The following is a 15,898-nucleotide window of genomic DNA, read 5'->3' as shown; positions in this document are numbered from 1 at the left end:
GGCCCCACGCCTCATCTCACGGCAACACGCACCCCACCCAGCCCTACTGAGAAAACCTCAATGTGGCGTTCGGTGCGTCAGACGCACCGAACGCCACATTGGGTGCGTCTGACGCAACCAACGCCACATTGGGGCGCTTGGGTCAGGAGAGGCGCTCGATGATCAGCGCCATGCCCTGGCCGCCGCCGACGCACATCGTCTCGAGGCCGAACTGCTTGTCGTGGTGCTGCAGGGAGTTGATCAGCGTCGAGGTGATCCGGGCGCCGGTCATGCCGAACGGGTGGCCGACCGCGATCGCGCCGCCGTTGACGTTGAGCCGGTCCAGCTCGATGCCCAGGTCCTGGTAGGACGGGATGACCTGCGCCGCGAACGCCTCGTTGATCTCGACCAGGTCGATGTCGCCGATCGACAGCCCCGCGCGCGAGAGCGCCTGCTTGGACGCCTCGACCGGGCCGTAGCCCATGATCTCCGGCGAAAGCCCGGTGACCCCGGTGGAGACGATCCGCGCCAGCGGCGTCAGGCCCAGTTCGCGCGCCTTCGTGTCGGACATGATGACCAGCGCCGCCGCGCCGTCGTTGAGCGCGCAGCAGTTGCCCGCCGTGACCCGGCCGTCCGGGCGGAACACCGGCTTCAGGCCGGAGACGCCTTCCAGGGTGACGCCGGCGCGCGGGCCGTCGTCCTTCGAGACGACCGTGCCGTCCGGAAGCGTGACGGGGGTGATGTCCTTGGCCCAGAAGCCGTCCGCGATGGCCTTCTCGGCCAGGTTCTGCGAGCGGACGCCGAACTCGTCCATCTCCTCGCGCGTGACGCCCTTCAGCCGGGCCAGGTTCTCCGCGGTCTGGCCCATCGCGATGTAGACGTCCGGGACATTGCCCTCGGTGCGCGGGTCGGTCCAGGTGTCGGTGCCGGACTCGGCGGTCGCCTTGGTGCGCGCTTCGGCGTCGGCGAACAGCGGGTTGTGCGTGTCCGGCCAGGAGTCCGAGCTGCCCTTGCCGAACCGCGACACGGTCTCGACGCCGGCCGAGATGAAGACGTCGCCTTCGCCGGCCTTGATCGCGTGGAAGGCCATCCGGGTGGTCTGCAGGCTGGAGGAGCAGTACCGGGTGATCGTGCAGCCGGGCAGGTGGTCGTAGCCCAGCTCGACGGCGACCGCGCGGCCCATGTTGAACCCGGACTCGCCGCCCGGCAGGCCGCAGCCCAGCATCAGGTCGTCGATGTCGGCCGGGTCGAGCTGCGGCACCTTGGCCAGCGCCGCCGTGACCATCTGGGCGGTCAGGTCGTCGGGCCGCATGCCGACCAGCGAGCCCTTGTTGGCCCGCCCGATGGGCGAGCGTGCGGTGGAGACGATGACGGCTTCAGGCATGACGTGACACATCCTCGTATCGCGAGCTAAGCAGTTGCTCACCATACTGCCGGGTACGGCGGCCGGGAGAAAGCCGGAGCGACTGTGAGGTTGCCCGGTCTGCCAGGATCACCGCGTGGGAAACCAGCTCGAGCGGGTGCTGCGGACCAGGACGATCGTGCTGTGGAGCGCCGGTCTGCTGACCGTCGCCGCGCTCGCCGCCACCCTGCTGCTGACGCTGCTGGGCGGTGGTCGCCCGGAGGACTCGGCCCGGCTCGACGCGCTGAAGACCGCGGCCAACATCGTCGTCGGCACCGGGGGTGCCGCGGCCCTCCTGCTCGCCGCGCGGCGGCAGCGGTCGGCCGAGCTGGAGCTGGTGCAGAAGGACCACGACGCCACCGAGCGCCGGATCACCGAGATGTACGGCAAGGCCGCCGACCAGCTCGGCAGCGACAAGGCGCCGGTGCGGCTGGCCGGGCTGTACGCGCTGGAACGGCTCGCCGCCGGTCACCCGGAGCACCGGCAGACGATCGTCAACGTCTTCTGCGCCTACCTGCGGATGCCCCACGACCCCGGCGAGGACGCCGAGGAGCTGCAGGTCCGCAAGGCCGCGCAGCGCATCCTCATGCTGCACCTGCGGCCCGGCCGGGCCGAGCAGCCGAGCGGCGACTTCTGGCCGGACACCGACCTCGACTTCTCCGGTGCCGAGCTGGTCGGGCTGACCCTCACGCACTGCTCGGTCCGTTCGATCGTCTGCTACGACACGAAGTTTTCCGGGCTGGCCTCGTTCCGCGGGACCGAATTCCGCACCAAGGCCGACTTCAACAAAGCCCTCTTCGCCGATCGCGTCGATTTCCGCGGAACCGTTTTCGGCGGCGAACGCGACAGTTTCAACGGCGCCGTCTTCGCAGGTCCGGCCGATTTCGGGACGAAGTCCGCCGCCCGGCTCGCCGGTGCGCGGGCGAAGCCGGGATTTCCGCGGACCTGGCCGCCGGGCTGGGAAGAACGGCCGATCGCCGGTGAGGCCGGCCAGGTGGAATTGACACGAAAGGACGAACCGGGGCAACCGGCGGCCCGATAGGATCGTCCCACTCGTAACGGCTCGCCATTCCACTGGGAGGTGAACTGGCGATGATGATGGTCCAGACTTCCTGGACGTCCCTGTCCCTTCGAACCGGCTGCCCGGCCATCGACGCCGGGCGGAACCTCCGGGACGGGATGACGGCTCAGCGTGTGACGGCCCTCGGGCCGGTGCCGGTGCGGACGAGCGGCTTGGTGGCCGCCTAGGTCCCCGCCGGGCGGCCCGACCCCGCGCTCGCGGCCCGGCATGCCGACGCGCACCCGGAGCCCGCCCCGCGCTGGGTGGACAGCGCCATGGGGACGCCGTTTAGGCTGGCGGTCGTGGAGTACGCAGAGCACATCGCAGACCTCGTGGGCAACACCCCGCTGGTCAAGCTGAACTCGTTGACCAAGGGGCTCAAGCCGCTCGTGCTGGCCAAGGTCGAGTACCTGAACCCGGGTGGCTCGGTCAAGGACCGCATCGCGCTGCGCATGATCGAGGCCGCCGAAGCATCCGGCGAGCTGCGCCCGGGCGGCACGATCGTGGAGCCGACGTCCGGCAACACCGGCGTCGGCCTGGCCATGGTCGCCCAGCGCAAGGGCTACCGGTGCGTGTTCGTCTGCCCGGACAAGGTCAGCGAAGACAAGCGCAACGTGCTCAAGGCGTACGGCGCCCGCGTCGTGGTGTGCCCGACGGCGGTGCCGCCCGAACACCCGGACTCCTACTACAACGTCTCCGACCGCCTGGTCCGCGAGATCGACGGCGCCTGGAAGCCCAACCAGTACGCCAACCCGCAGAACCCGGAGAGCCACTACCACTCGACCGGCCCCGAGCTGTGGACGCAGACCGAAGGCCGGATCACCCACTTCGTCGCGGGCGTCGGCACCGGCGGCACGATCTCCGGCACCGGCAAGTACCTCAAGGAGATCAGCGACGGCGCCGTGCAGGTGGTCGGCGCCGACCCGGAGGGCTCGGTCTACTCCGGCGGCAGCGGCCGCCCGTACCTGGTCGAAGGCGTCGGCGAGGACTTCTGGCCGGACACCTACGACCGCGACATCGCCGACGAGATCATCCCGGTTTCCGACGCCGACTCCTTCCAGGTCACCCGGCGCCTGGCGCTGGAGGAGGGCCTGCTGGTCGGCGGCTCCTGCGGGATGGCCGTCGCCGCCGCGCTGAAGCTCGCCGAGCGGCTCACCGAGGACGACGTCGTGGTCGTGCTGCTGCCCGACGGCGGCCGCGGCTACCTGACGAAGGTGTTCAACGACACGTGGATGTCCTCCTACGGCTTCCTGCCGCCGGACTCCTCGGGCGCGACGGTCGCCGACGTGCTCACGAAGAAGAGCGGCACGCTGCCCGATCTGGTGCACTCTCACCCGAACGAGACCGTCGCCGAGGCGATCGCGATCCTCTCCGAATTCAGCGTGAGCCAGATGCCCGTCGTCAGCGCGGAACCGCCGGTGATGGCGGCCGAGGTCGTCGGCGCCGTCAACGAACGTGACCTGCTCGACGCGCTGTTCACTGGCAAGGCGCAGCTGGCCGACCGGCTCGAGCAGCACATGTCCCCGCCGCTGCCGACGATCGGCGGCAGCGAGCAGGTGGGCGCGGCGATGACCGCGCTCCAGGGGGCCGACGGCGCGCTCGTGCTGGTCGACGGCAAGCCGGCCGGCGTCGTCACCCGGCACGACCTCCTGGGCTTCCTGGCCGGTCGCTGACCACGCCCGAAGAGAGCCTTTATCGGCGGACCCGGCAGGGGCGTTACGAGCGCCCCGCCGGGCGATCCGATAGCGTGGGCGCGAGTAGAACACTTTCGCGTCCTCGTCAAGGGGGTTCAAGACCCACATGAGTGCACCGCAGCCACCGAACCAGCCGTGGGGTGGCGGCCAGCCACCTCAGGGCCCGCCGAGTGGCCCCCAGCCGCAGCAGGACCCGTTCGGCAGCCCCGAACCGACGCAGGTCGTCCAGCCCGCCCAGCCTCAGGGCGGTTCCCCGTTCGGGGAGACGCCGGAGCCGACCCAGGTGGTCCAGCCGGGCCGGCCGGGTGACGGCGGGGCGGGCGCGACCCAGGCGATGCCGCCGGTCGACGCGAACGCGACCCAGATGGTGAACCCGGTCGGCGGCGGCGACGCCCCGGTCGCGGACTCGACGCAGCTGGTGCCCCCGGGCTCCCAGCCGCCGGCGATCCCGTACACCCCGCCGCCGAGCGCGGCCGACAACCCGGCCGCGGCCTTCGGCCAGCAGCCCGGGGGGTACGGCCAGCAGCAGGGCGGCTTCGGGCAGCCAGGCCAGCAGGGCGGATTCGGGCAGCAGCCGGGCTTCGGCCAGCCGCCGCAGGGGTTCGGTGCCCCCGGTTTCGGTCAGCAGCAGCCCGGCTTCGGCGGGCCGCAGCAGCCGTTCGGCGCGCCGGCCGCGGGCGGCAACGCCCTCTTCGGCTACATCGCCGGTGGCGTCGTCGCCCTGCTGGGCCTGATCGCGCTCATCATCTCGTTCAACTACATGGGCGACGCGAGCGACTACTCCACGATCGTCGGCAGCACGGACTCGGACATCATCCAGAAGGCGCTCGACGCCGCCGGGCTGATCGGCCCGGGGCTGGTCTGGTTCTACGTGATCATGATCCTGCTGGGTTCGCTGATCTCCCTCGCCGGCGGTGTCGGGCTGGCGCTCGCGGGCCGGCTGGGCGGCATCCGGAAGTTCGTCCCGATCGCGGTCGTCGCGGGTGGTGCGCTCCTCGCGGTGTTCGCCCTGCTGCTCAAGATCGGGATGACCCCGAACAGCGACTTCGTCGGCGGGGCGTCCAGCCGGGACACCTTCGGCATCGGGCTGCCGCCGCTGATCCTGGGCGTGCTCATCCTCATCGTGGGCGTGCTCGGGCTCGTCCCGGCGACGCAGCAGTTCGTCGGCCTCGGGGCCGGCGGTGCCGCGCCGGGCGGGCCGCAGGGCTTCGGCGGACCGCCGCCGGGCTTCGGTGGCCCGCAGCAGCCGGGCTTCGGCCAGCCGGGTCAGCCCGGTCAGCCGGGTGGGTTCGGGCAGCCGGGTGGTTACGGCGAGCCGGGTCAGCCCGGTGGGTTCGGTCAGCCCGGTGGGTACGGGCAGCCGGGGCAGCCCGGGCAGCCGGGTCAGCCGGGGTACGGCCAGCCGGGTGGCTACGGCCAGCCGGGCGGGCCCAACCCGTCCAGCGGCGGGTTCCCGCAGCCGTCGAGCGGGGGCTTCCCGCAGCCGGGTCAGCCCGGTGGGTACGGCCAGCCCGGTGGGTACGGCCAGCCGGGACAACCCGGGCAGCCGGGTCAGCCGCCGCAGGGCTGGGGCCAGCCGCCGGGGCAGCAGGGCCCGCCGAGCGGCGGGTTCGGCCAGCCCGGCCAGCCCCCGCAGCAGCAGTGGTGAGCTAGGACGCGCATTCGTGCCCCGGAGCCGATTCGGCTCCGGGGCACGTTGCATTTTCCGGGTCCGCAATTGTCCGAAGAGGACAATTGCCGGGGCGGCACCACGGCCGGTAATCGCGTGACCCTATTTCTGCCACTACCGCACAAAAATGATCTTGGGTTCCGCCGTCCGGCCGAATTCCGTTCGCGTTTCGGCTTGATTCCCCCGATTCCGGTTAGGGTGAGCGCCGTGGTCCCGCGCTTGGCAGATGGGGGAGTTGTGACCGGTCCGCACCGATACCCGGTGTCGCATTCGCATTCGTATTCATCGGCTCGGCCATCCGGAGTAACGGCGGTTCTCGCCGGTCTGCTCGGTTTTCCGGCCGCGGTCGCCGCGGGATACGTGCCGGTCAAGATCTTCCTCGACATGCCGGCCGAATTCAGCCTGGGTGCGCTGCCGGCCTGGGTGCTGGTGGACCTCGCCGCCTACCTCGTCGCGGGACTGGTGCTGCTCCTCGGATCGCTGGCCACGCTGTTCCGCGCGACGGCGGGGGCGGTCCTCCTCGGCCTGGGCGCCCTGCTGGCCATCGGCGCCCTGCTCACCGAGCCGATGTCGGTCGGCGTGCCGCCGGCCCGCTTCGCGGACGCGATGTTCACCCACGGCGGGTTCGCCATGGTCGACCGCGTCGGCCTGGCGGCGCTCGCGGTGCTCGTGCTGGTGCTGGCGTTCCTGCCGCCGACGTTCCGCTACCTGCGCTACCGCACGTCGGTGGTCCCGGCGCTGTCCGGCCAGGGCGCGTATTCGTCCCGGAGCTGGTGAGTGCCGGTCACGGCCCCGCCCCGCGCGGCCACGGCGATCGCCGCCGGCGTGCTCGCGGTGCTCGACGGCGTGTGGTTCCTGCTGGGCACCTTCTGGTGGAGCCTCGTCACGGGGCTGGGCCAAAGCGACCTGCTGGTCCCCGGTCAGATCGCCGACGCGGTCATCGGGCTGCTCCTCGTCCTCGGCGGGGTGTCCCTGCTCGCGCGCGTGGCGGCGGGCCGGGTGCTGTGCCTGTTCGCGGCGGGCCTGGCGCTCGTCGCCACCGTCGTCGACGCGGTGCTCCGCAGCCGGCTCGTCCTCTTCCTCGTGGGCGGCCCAACCGGGCTGGGCGACCCGCTGGTGCGCGGGATCGTCATCTCGACGCCGCTCGTCGTGCTGCTGGTGCTCGCGGCCTTGCCGGCCACCCGCCGCTGGACACACCGCTGAGATCCATCCCACCTGACGGGAATGTCAGGGGTGGCCCGTACGCTGAACCAATGGTGGACGACTACTCCGTACTAGGCTTCGAGACCCGCGCCATCCACGCCGGTCAGAAGCCCGACCCCCGCACCGGCGCGGTGATCGTGCCGATCTACCAGACCTCGACCTACGCGCAGGACGGCGTGGGCGGGACCCGCGAGGGCGACTACGAGTACTCGCGCACCGCGAACCCGACCCGGTCGGCGCTGGAGGAGGCACTGGCCTCGCTGGAAGGCGGCCGGCACGCGCTGGCCTTCGCGTCCGGCATGGCCGCCTCCGACGTGGTGCTGCGCAGTACCCTGCGCCCCGGTGACCACCTCGTGCTCGGCAACGACGCGTACGGCGGCACGTTCCGCCTGATCGACAAGGTGCTCAGCCTGTGGGGCGTCGAGCACACCGTCGCCGACCTGGCGAACCTCGACGAGGTGCGCGCCGCGATCCGGCCCGAGACCAAGCTCGTCTGGTGCGAGTCGCCGACCAACCCGATGCTCGGCATCGCCGACATCGCCGCGCTGGCCGGGGTCGCGCACGACGCCGGTGCCCGCCTGGTCGTCGACAACACCTTCGCGACGCCGTACCTGCAGAACCCGCTGGCCCTGGGCGCGGACATCGTCCTGCACTCGACCACCAAGTACCTCGGCGGCCACTCCGACGTCGTCGGCGGCGCGATCATCACGAACGAAGACGAGCTGCGCGAGCAGTTCTTCTACCTGCGCAACGCCGCGGGCGCGGTGCCGGGGCCGTTCGACGCGTGGCTGACCCTGCGCGGCATCAAGACCCTCGCCCTGCGCATGGAGCGCCACAGCGACAACGCCGAGAAGATCGTCCAGGCCCTGGTCAAGCACCCGAAGGTGGCGAAGGTCTACTACCCGGGTCTGCCGGAGCACCCGGGCCACGAGACGGCCGCGAAGCAGATGCGCCGCTTCGGCGGGATGGTGTCCTTCAGCCACGTGGACGGCGAAGCGGCGGCCCTGGAAGTGGCGAGCCGCACGAAGCTGTTCATCCTCGCCGAGTCGCTCGGCGGCATCGAGTCGCTGATCGAGCACCCGGGCAAGATGACCCACGCGAGCACGGCCGGCTCGACCCTTCAGGTCCCGGCCGACCTGCTCCGCCTCTCGGTCGGCATCGAGGACGGCCGCGACCTGGTGGCGGACCTGCTGGCCGCCCTGGGCTGACGCTCGAGCACCCACGTCGAGGCCGCCGCCGTAGAGCCGCTCCACCCGGAGCGTGATCACCACGCGGCGGTCCTCGACCGTGTTCCGCAGAAAACGCGGCCTCCGCCTCGGGGTCGCTGAACGGCGCCTGCATCGCGAGCAGCGCCCGGCCGTCGACCCGATCCGCACCACGCGCTCGTCCGAACCCCAGGCGTAGGCGACCGCGTCCCCGATGATCATCGGGGATCCGCAGGTCAGGGGCTGTAGTTCCCGTGCACGACACCGCCGGGCGACGACGTGCCGGTGGCCGGCAGCTTCGCGCCGTCGACACAGCCGCCGACGAGCTCGACGTGGCTGTCGTGGCGGATGTACTGGGCCGGCGACCCGCAGGACGCGCTGTCCACCGTGATGTACGCGGCACCGGTGAGCGCGGCGGCCGAGGCCAGGCCGATGACCAGCGGCAGCAGGCCGGCTGAGCGGGTGGCGCGCGCCCGTCGGGCCGGATCCGCGTCGTTCCCCGCTGCCATGGTTGCTCCTTGTTTACCGCGTGTTGACGCGACCCAGGGTACCCGGCTCACGGTCCACTCAACCTGTGGAGTTCCTGAGTGGCATAGTCCGGCCCATGGAACTCGTCACCCTCGAGCGGATCCAGGCCGCCCGGGAACTCCTCAAAGGAGTGACCCGGGTGACGCCGATGGAGCACGCGCGCGACCTGCGCAAGCTTCACGGCGGTCCGGTGTACCTGAAGTGCGAAAACCTGCAGCGGACGGGGTCGTTCAAGATCCGTGGCGCCTACACGCGCATCCACGGCCTGACCGAGGCCGAACGCGACCGGGGCGTCGTCGCCGCCAGCGCCGGCAACCACGCGCAGGGCGTCGCGCTGGCGTCGTCGCTGCTCGGCGCCAAGTCCACCGTCTTCATGCCGCTGCGGGCCCCGTTGCCGAAGCTGGCCGCCACTCGCGGCTACGGCGCCGACGTCCACCTGCACGGCGCGCTCCTGGAGGAGACGCTCCACGCCGCGATCGAGTTCGGCGAGCGGACCGGCGCGGTGTTCATCCACCCCTTCGACCACCCGGACGTCATCGCCGGCCAGGGCACGGTCGGCCTCGAGATCCTCGAGCAGGTGCCGGGCGTGAAGACCATCCTGGTCGCCACCGGCGGCGGCGGGCTGGTCGGCGGGGTCGCCTCGGCGGTGAAGGCGCTGCGGCCGGACGTCCGCGTCGTCGGCGTCCAGGCCGAGGAGGCCGCGGCTTACCCGCCGTCGCTGGCGGCGGGCGCGCCGGTGCGGCTGAGCACGACGTCGACGATGGCCGACGGGATCGCGGTCGGCGAACCCGGCCTGGTCAGCTTCGCGCACGTCGAGTCGCTGGTCGACGACGTCGTGACGGTCTCCGAGCAGTTCCTGTCCCGCGCGGTGCTGCTGTGCCTGGAGCGCCGGAAGCTGGTGGTCGAGCCGGCCGGCGCCGCGACGGTCGCCGCGCTGCTGCAGCACCCCGGGATCTTCGAGCCCCCGGTGGTGGCGGTTCTCTCGGGCGGCAACGTCGATCCGGTGCTTTTGCTGCAGATCATCCAGCACGGCATGACGGCCGGCGGCCGCTACCTGCGCCTCCACCTGCGGGTCCCGGACCGCCCGGGCTCGCTGGTGGGCGTGCTGTCGTGCGTCAGCGAGCTGGGCGCGAACGTGCTCGACGTCGAGCATTCGCGCATCTCCGGCAGCCTCGACCTCGGCGAGGCCGACGTCGTGCTGGCGCTGGAGACCCGCGGCCCGGAGCACTGCAAAGAGGTCGAGTTCGCGCTGACCAACGCTGGCTACACGGTCGTCTGAGGGGGTTCTCCCGTGATGGCCGCCAGGGCCAGGTCCTTGGCGGGCTCCGGGACGTCCGACGGCGCGGTGAAGCGCCGGGCCCGGATGTGGGCGACCAGGTCCGGGTCCGGCGGCACGCCGTGCTCACGCAGGTAGTACGCCACCGCGCCGGGCCAGGCCCAGGCCCCGTCGGTGCGGAAGTTCATCGGCACGGCGTCCGCGCGGTCCGGTGCGAAGGCGTCCGGGCCGTTGCTGCGCGAGGCCAGGATGACCGGCGCCGCGTCGAGGTAGGCGAGCACCCGCTCGGCTTCCGCCGGGATCAGCGGCGCGCGCCGGACCAGCGGCTTGCCCGAGGCGTCGAGGCCGTCGTAGATCCGCGGCGTGCGCACCTCGCCGGCGGCGGCCGGCGCGGTCAGCCCCGCGCGCTCCCGCAGCCAGGCCGGGATGTGCTCGTCGGCGCGCGGGAAGAACCGCAGCTCGTCCTGGAACCCGATCGGCGGCGGCTGCTGCCGGAACGGCGGTTCGAGGTCGGGCCGCACGAAGTCGACGTCGGGCGGCTGCGCCGGCTCGAACACGAGGATCGCGCCCAGCCAGGTGCCGAAGCCGGGCTGGTACATGCCCGACCGCAGCACCCCGAGCAGCCGCACCGCTTCCGGGTGCGGCTGGCCGGGCCGGGGCACGCCGTCCGGCCCGGTCACCAGCAGGTCGGTCTCGACGTGCCGCCCGGCGGCCCGGTATTCGACGCGCACCTGCCGCCACCCCGGCGGCACCTGCGCGGTCAGCACCGCGCCGACCTGGCGGACGATCTCCTGCTGCTGGTCCGGGCGCAGCGGCCCCGGTGGCTGGGTCATGACGCGGAACTCCCGGTGTCAGTTGCCCTCCGCGCGAGCCGCTTCGAGCCCGGCGCGGTACCAGTCCGGCATGGACGCCTCGTCGCGCGGGAAGCGCTCCTGCTCGGTCGCGAACTCGCCCGGCGCCGGCGGCGGCTGGAAGTCCGGCTGGTTCTCGTAGTTGTACTGGATGGTGAAGCGCGACGGCGGTTCGAGCGTGTAGCGCGCGGAGAACCAGGTGCCCTCGTTCTCGGTGTACATCCCGCCGCGCAGCCGCTGGAAGGCGCGCCACACCTCGGCGGGTGGGTCCCAGACGCGTTCCTGGCCGTCCGGCCCGGTCAGGCCGACGGCGACGTCGATGTTCCGGCCGACCGCGCGGAAGTCGATCATCAGCTGCCGCCAGCCGGGCGACAGCGCGTCAACCAGCGCCTTCGTGATTCCGTCCAGCTCTTCCTTCTGCTGGATCGGGTCGAGCAGCGGCCAAACGGGCATGCGCGGGTTCCTCCTAGTGGTTCGGGGCGGGGCCATCATGGCACGGCGGGCGGGGTCCGCTGCTGTTCGAGCTGCTCGCCCTCGGCGAGCAGTTCCCGCAGCCACGGCGGGATGTGGGTGTCTTCGCGGGGGAACGCTTCGAGGTCCCGCGAGAACGCGGTGGGGTGCAGCGGCGGCCACCAGCGGGGGTCTTCGTCGTAGTTGTAGCGGAATTCCGGCGCGACGCCCGCCCGCAGCTCGACGGTCGCGGAAAACCACGTGCCCCGGCCGGGTTCGTACATCCGCGCCCGCAGCTGCTCGAAGCCGTCCTTGACCTCCGGTGGCGTGACCATCGACCCGTTGCGGCCGTCGGCCAGCTTCACCTGGAGCGCGTAGTCGTCGGCGAGCACGGTCGAGGAAACGGTGAGCGTGATCCGCGCCCAGCCCGCGGGTGCGCTGCCCGCGAGCGCGGCGGCGATCCCGCCGGTGAGGTCGTCAAGCATCGGCGCTCTCGCTTCCGTACGGGGTCTTCGGGCCGTAGTTGATCTTCGACGGGTCGTTCTTGAACACGCGCTCCTGGGTCTCCCGCGAGAGCTCGATCGGCTTGCCGTTCGCGTCGAGCACGAGTTCGCCGTCCGCGTCGACTTCGTAGGTGACCTTCTGCCAGCGCATGGTGACTTCCGCGGGAACGCCGCCGGGCAGCTCGCCGGTGGTCCGGACCTGGTAGTTCTCGATCTCGTGGCCGGGCCGGGCGGCGTACTCGCCGAGCGCGACCTCCTGACGGCGCCACGACGCGTCGTGGATCCAGCCGTCGCGGTTGTTGCCGCTGTTGGACGCCGCCATCTGCGAGTGCATGTTGACGTACTCGCCGGGCCCGCCCATCTCGTTGGCCGCGAAGTGCCCTCCGGCCCACTTGACCTGGTCGTAGTCGGCGTCGCCCCGGAACGCCTTGCGGCCTTCGCCGCCGGAGCGGTTCTGCGACGCGGTGTCGCGGAAGTCCTCGTTCTGGCCGCCGAAGTGCGGCTCGCCCGACATCGCGACCGGCCGGCCGTGGTCGCCGATCTGGAAGTCCCAGTGCTTGTTCGCGTCGTGGAAGTTGGCCACCCGGTACTGCGTGCCGGGGAGCAGCGGATAGCGCAGATCGGGGTTGTGGAACGGCGCCTGCGTGCCGGGCGTCGCCTCGACGTGCGTCACCCGGCCTTGCGGGTCGGTGAAGAAGTGGGTGGTGGCACCGTTCTTGTAGGTCACGTTGTACTGCGCGTCCGCCGCCAGCGGACGTTCCCCGCGCAGGACCTGCGGGACACCGTCTTCGGTGAGCTTCGAGTTGCGCGTCCGCGGCTCGAGGTCCTCGATCTCCCTCGGCGACTCGATCGGCGGGTGGTCGCCGGGCCGGTCCCGATGGCCGGCGTAGTGGCTGTCCTCGTGCCGGTCGAAGGTGACGAACCGTTCGTCGAATTCCCGCGTATTCCGCGGAATCGACCGCGGCTGCGGGACATCGTCGTAGGGCAGCTGCTGCTGGTCGGGGGTGTCGTTGTCCCCGCGGTGCTGCGCGCTGTCGGCATCGACGTCGTGCTGGTCGCCGTGGTGGCTTTCGGGCGCGAAGCCGTCATCGCCCGCGCGGTGCGTCGAGCCGTCGGGGTGGTGGGTGTTCCACTCGCCGTCCGGCGGGATCCGGGGCCGCATCCGCCCATCGGGGCCGATCTCGTAGTCGGAGGAGAAGACGCGGCCGTGCGAGTCCGTCCAAGCGGGCTTGGTCGGCGCCATGACCTCGGTGTCGAGTTCCCGCGAGAGCCGGTGCGCGAAGTCGTTGGAGCTGGCATCACACCCGATCAGCCGGATCGGGCGCCCGTCGTAGTCCCCGTTGCGCCGCAGGATGTCGGCGAATTCCTCGGGGGTGTAGAGGCGGTCGCCGATCCGCGCGTGGCCGTCGGGGGTGACGTGCACATCGACGGTGTAGCGGCCATCGGGGTCGGGCTGGACGCGGTGGGGAAGGTCGCCCATGTCCGGGTCGCCGGCGTGGTAGGAGCTGCCGGAGGGGGTGCTTTCGGCGTGGCGCGCGTTGACCTCGTCGGGGGTGAGGGGGTCGTGGTGCGGGGTGGCGCCGTCGTGGGGTGTGTTGTCGTGGGGCGTGTTTTCGTGCGGGTTCTGGTGGGGGCCGTTCTCGTGCGGGGCGCGCTCGTGAGGGCCGTTCTGGTGAGGGCCGCTTTGCTGGGGGGTGCGTTCGCGCGGGCCGGGACCGCTTTCGTGCGGCCGGGCGCCGGGAGCGCGCGTGTCGGGTGCATGCGTCCCGGGCCCGAACCCCCGGGCGGCGGGAGCGGGAGCATCCGGAGTCCGCGGACGGCCACCGCCGGGCAGTTCCCCACCGGCACGCGGCCGGCCTGGTGCGTCGACGTGCGCGCCCGGGCTGCCGGGAGTCCCGGTCCAGCCCGAGCCGCCCCCGGTGCGCGGGGAACCCCCGCCGAGGCCGCCACCGGCCCCACCGCCGGGCGGCAGGCCACCGCCGCCCATCACCGGAGCGCCACCCTGAGACGGGACAGAGGCACCATCCCCACCCCGAGCCGCGGGGACGGCGGCCCCGGGCTCCCCGGTCCGCGAAGGAGCGGGAGCGGTCCCACTGGCCGCGGTGGACCCGTCAACCCGAGGCGGCGCGGCATTGCTGGGCGAGTCGGCCCCGGAGTGCGAGCTGTCCCCAGCCCGAGAGGACGAGCTGGCGTGCGAGGGAGTGCTGTCCCCGGCCCGGGCGGGAGTGCCGTCCCCGGTTCGGGAGGGAGTGCTGTCCCCGGAGTGCGAGGGGGTGTTGTCGCCAGCGTGCGAGGGACTGCTGTCCCCGGCGCGCGAGGGCGTGCTGTCGCTGCCACGTGTCGGCGAAGGGTTGCCGTCGCCGGTGTGGGAAGGGGTGCTGTCGCTGCCACGTGTGGGCGAGGGACCGCTATCCCCAGTGTGTGAAGGGGTGCCGCCGCGAGCCGGCGACGGGCTGCCGTCGCCGGTGTGCGAGGGAGTGCTGTCCCCACCCTGCACCGCCGATGGGCTCGAATCGCCCGACCGAGTCGGCGAAGCGCTCGAATCGCCCGCTCGCGACGGAGAACCATCCGCGGCGCGCGAAGCAGAACCGTCCCCCGCGTGGGACGGCGAACCCTGCGGAGCCGACCCCTCACCCGCATGGGACGGCGAACCGTCGTCCGACCGGGCCGCCGATGGCGATGCCTCTCCGTCGCCGGTGTGGGATGGCGAACCGTCGCCCTCCGGGGTACTCGACCCGTCGCGGCTCGAACTTCGGCGGGACCCCGGATCCGTGTTCATCGGATCGGAACTCGGCGAATCCCCTCCGCCGCTCGAGGAAGAACCGGAGGAATCCCCGCCGGAACCGCCCTCCGGGCCGTCCTCGCCGTGCGATCCGCCGTGCGCCCGGCCGTGGACCCCGCCTCCCTCCTTCGGGATCTTCCGGACGAACCCGCCCTCCTTGACCTTCAGGCCGTCGAGCCCGCTGACCTTGCCCAGCACCTTCCCGAAGACCTTCGCGATCTTCTCGAACAGGTCCACCAGCTTCGACAGCAGCGGCGACACTTTCCGGATCGTGTCCGTCAGCTTCTTGAGCAGCTCGCCGATCTTCTTGCCCCACTTGGCGATCGCCGCCGACGCCTGGGCGACCACCACCGGTGTCCCGAAGCCGAGGGAGAAGACCTCCTCCATCACCCACGCGATGAGCTTGCCCACCAGGTCCGCGATCAGCTGCCGCACGGTCTCGCGCACGAACGACACGACCTGGCCCATGATCATGGTGACCGTGCTGATCGCACCCGCCACCGTCGCCGCGCCCGAGAGTGCGTCCGAGTGCTCGGCGGCGAACGCGCGGTACGCGTCCGCGCCCGCTCCCGTCCAGCCCGTCGTGCCGTTCTTGACCGCGTTGTCGAAGTCCGTTTTCCGCTCGCCCAGCGCCTTCGAGACGTTGCCCCAGGTGTCCGCATAGGACTGGATCACCGGCGGGTTGCCCGCCACCGAATCCAGCATGTCCTTCAGCGGCTGCACGTGTTCCATCAGGAACGACGCCACCGACGACATCAGGTACCCGAACGGGTCGATCGCCGCGCCGGCGATCTCGCCCGCCAGCGACAGCACGCCCAGGCCGCCGGACACCCAGTCGCCGTCCTTGATGCCGTTGAACGCGTCCATCGACGACTCGGCGATGCCGATGCCGCCGGCCCAGCCGTAGTCGCCGTTGCCCGCCGTGAACGCGCCCGGCCCGTCCGGGTCCTTCTTGGCGTCCGCGACGAGCGGGTTCCCCTCCGGCATCACGCACCGCCCGCGGACTTGTTCAAGTCGTCGGCGACGCCCGTCTCGTACCGGCGGTAGGCCGCCGCGGCCTCGCGGACCTTGCCCGACACCGCCGTCATCGCCTGCACGGCATCCTTGAGTGCGTCGATCCCGTACTGCTCCACCGGGTCCAGCATCATCCGGAACGGCTGGCAGAGGATGCCGTACGCGTCGGTCGGCATGCTCACCTGGTTCGCCGCGTCGACGGCCTGCTGCAGCCCGTCACCGATGGCGTCGAGCTGCTTCGCGTGCGCCGTCAGATCGGTGCTGAGTTCCACGTCCGTCATC

General features: G+C 71.8%; 14 protein-coding genes. 7 read left to right on the top strand and 7 right to left on the bottom strand.

Features of this window, described 5'->3' with window-relative positions; genetic code table 11:
- Positions 1 to 142: 142 nt before the first annotated feature.
- Complete coding sequence (locus tag ACWEF6_RS22110; protein WP_449684683.1) at positions 143 to 1,363, bottom strand: acetyl-CoA C-acetyltransferase; 1,221 nt, start codon at positions 1,361 to 1,363, stop codon at positions 143 to 145.
- A 115-nt stretch (positions 1,364 to 1,478) separates the two neighbouring features.
- Here ACWEF6_RS22110 and ACWEF6_RS22105 point away from each other — a divergent pair, with 115 nt between their 5' ends.
- From ACWEF6_RS22105 to ACWEF6_RS22080, 6 genes are all read left to right on the top strand, one after another.
- Positions 1,479 to 2,423, top strand: a complete 945-nt coding sequence (locus ACWEF6_RS22105; protein WP_449684682.1) for a pentapeptide repeat-containing protein — start codon at positions 1,479 to 1,481, stop codon at positions 2,421 to 2,423.
- A gap of 320 nt (positions 2,424 to 2,743) precedes the next feature.
- Positions 2,744 to 4,114, top strand: a complete 1,371-nt coding sequence (locus ACWEF6_RS22100) for a cystathionine beta-synthase (RefSeq protein ID WP_449684681.1) — start codon at positions 2,744 to 2,746, stop codon at positions 4,112 to 4,114.
- 127 nt (positions 4,115 to 4,241) lie between these two features.
- The gene (locus ACWEF6_RS22095) at positions 4,242 to 5,783 is read left to right on the top strand and encodes a hypothetical protein (RefSeq protein ID WP_449684680.1); all 1,542 of its coding nucleotides are present in this window, start codon (positions 4,242 to 4,244) and stop codon (positions 5,781 to 5,783) included.
- A gap of 381 nt (positions 5,784 to 6,164) precedes the next feature.
- Positions 6,165 to 6,581 (top strand): hypothetical protein, encoded by a 417-nt coding sequence (locus tag ACWEF6_RS22090; RefSeq protein WP_449679212.1) that lies wholly within the window; start codon positions 6,165 to 6,167, stop codon positions 6,579 to 6,581.
- Positions 6,582 to 7,007, top strand: a complete 426-nt coding sequence (locus ACWEF6_RS22085) for a hypothetical protein (RefSeq protein WP_449684679.1) — start codon at positions 6,582 to 6,584, stop codon at positions 7,005 to 7,007.
- 50 nt (positions 7,008 to 7,057) lie between these two features.
- The gene (locus tag ACWEF6_RS22080) at positions 7,058 to 8,215 is read left to right on the top strand and encodes a cystathionine gamma-synthase (protein ID WP_310973619.1); all 1,158 of its coding nucleotides are present in this window, start codon (positions 7,058 to 7,060) and stop codon (positions 8,213 to 8,215) included.
- 233 nt (positions 8,216 to 8,448) lie between these two features.
- Here ACWEF6_RS22080 and ACWEF6_RS22075 read toward each other — a convergent pair whose 3' ends face one another.
- On the bottom strand, positions 8,449 to 8,721 hold the full coding sequence (locus tag ACWEF6_RS22075) for a hypothetical protein (protein WP_449684678.1): 273 nt from the start codon (positions 8,719 to 8,721) through the stop codon (positions 8,449 to 8,451).
- 95 nt (positions 8,722 to 8,816) lie between these two features.
- Here ACWEF6_RS22075 and ilvA point away from each other — a divergent pair, with 95 nt between their 5' ends.
- The gene (gene ilvA / locus ACWEF6_RS22070) at positions 8,817 to 10,019 is read left to right on the top strand and encodes a threonine ammonia-lyase (RefSeq protein ID WP_449679209.1); all 1,203 of its coding nucleotides are present in this window, start codon (positions 8,817 to 8,819) and stop codon (positions 10,017 to 10,019) included.
- On the opposite strand, the gene ACWEF6_RS22065 is transcribed toward ilvA, so the two are convergent.
- From ACWEF6_RS22065 to ACWEF6_RS22045, 5 genes are read right to left on the bottom strand one after another with little or no spacing between them, the layout of a single operon-like run.
- Positions 10,004 to 10,849 (bottom strand): ferredoxin, encoded by an 846-nt coding sequence (locus tag ACWEF6_RS22065; RefSeq protein ID WP_449684677.1) that lies wholly within the window; start codon positions 10,847 to 10,849, stop codon positions 10,004 to 10,006. The genes ilvA and ACWEF6_RS22065 overlap by 16 nt on opposite strands.
- 18 nt (positions 10,850 to 10,867) lie before the next feature.
- Positions 10,868 to 11,320, bottom strand: coding sequence for a hypothetical protein (locus ACWEF6_RS22060; RefSeq protein ID WP_449684676.1), 453 nt, complete (start codon positions 11,318 to 11,320; stop codon positions 10,868 to 10,870).
- Between the two features lie 35 nt (positions 11,321 to 11,355).
- Entirely contained in the window at positions 11,356 to 11,802 is a 447-nt protein-coding gene (locus tag ACWEF6_RS22055) for a hypothetical protein (RefSeq protein ID WP_449684675.1), read from the bottom strand.
- The gene (locus ACWEF6_RS22050; RefSeq protein ID WP_449684674.1) at positions 11,795 to 15,589 is read right to left on the bottom strand and encodes a hypothetical protein; all 3,795 of its coding nucleotides are present in this window, start codon (positions 15,587 to 15,589) and stop codon (positions 11,795 to 11,797) included. The genes ACWEF6_RS22055 and ACWEF6_RS22050 overlap by 8 nt, the downstream gene beginning before the upstream one ends.
- The gene (locus ACWEF6_RS22045) at positions 15,589 to 15,897 is read right to left on the bottom strand and encodes a type VII secretion target (RefSeq protein ID WP_310973606.1); all 309 of its coding nucleotides are present in this window, start codon (positions 15,895 to 15,897) and stop codon (positions 15,589 to 15,591) included. The genes ACWEF6_RS22050 and ACWEF6_RS22045 overlap by 1 nt, the downstream gene beginning before the upstream one ends.
- Position 15,898: the final 1 nt, after the last annotated feature.

The sequence above is a fragment of the Amycolatopsis sp. NPDC004772 genome (assembly GCF_053601215.1).
Note: the sequence above shows the minus strand (reverse complement) of the source record. Positions and strands in the feature narration are given on the sequence as shown.

Bases quoted from the DNA above. Each gene is read 5' to 3' on its own strand.
- ACWEF6_RS22055 (WP_449684675.1), bottom strand. From the start codon at position 11,802: ATGCTTGACGACCTCACCGGCGGGATCGCCGCCGCGCTCGCGGGCAGC.
- ACWEF6_RS22110 (WP_449684683.1), bottom strand. From the start codon at position 1,363: ATGCCTGAAGCCGTCATCGTCTCCACCGCACGCTCGCCCATCGGGCGG.
- ACWEF6_RS22060 (WP_449684676.1), bottom strand. From the start codon at position 11,320: ATGCCCGTTTGGCCGCTGCTCGACCCGATCCAGCAGAAGGAAGAGCTG.
- ACWEF6_RS22050 (WP_449684674.1), bottom strand. From the start codon at position 15,589: ATGCCGGAGGGGAACCCGCTCGTCGCGGACGCCAAGAAGGACCCGGAC.
- ACWEF6_RS22045 (WP_310973606.1), bottom strand. From the start codon at position 15,897: ATGACGGACGTGGAACTCAGCACCGATCTGACGGCGCACGCGAAGCAG.
- ACWEF6_RS22095 (WP_449684680.1), top strand. From the start codon at position 4,242: ATGAGTGCACCGCAGCCACCGAACCAGCCGTGGGGTGGCGGCCAGCCA.
- ACWEF6_RS22075 (WP_449684678.1), bottom strand. From the start codon at position 8,721: ATGGCAGCGGGGAACGACGCGGATCCGGCCCGACGGGCGCGCGCCACC.
- ACWEF6_RS22080 (WP_310973619.1), top strand. From the start codon at position 7,058: ATGGTGGACGACTACTCCGTACTAGGCTTCGAGACCCGCGCCATCCAC.
- ilvA (WP_449679209.1), top strand. From the start codon at position 8,817: ATGGAACTCGTCACCCTCGAGCGGATCCAGGCCGCCCGGGAACTCCTC.
- ACWEF6_RS22065 (WP_449684677.1), bottom strand. From the start codon at position 10,849: ATGACCCAGCCACCGGGGCCGCTGCGCCCGGACCAGCAGCAGGAGATC.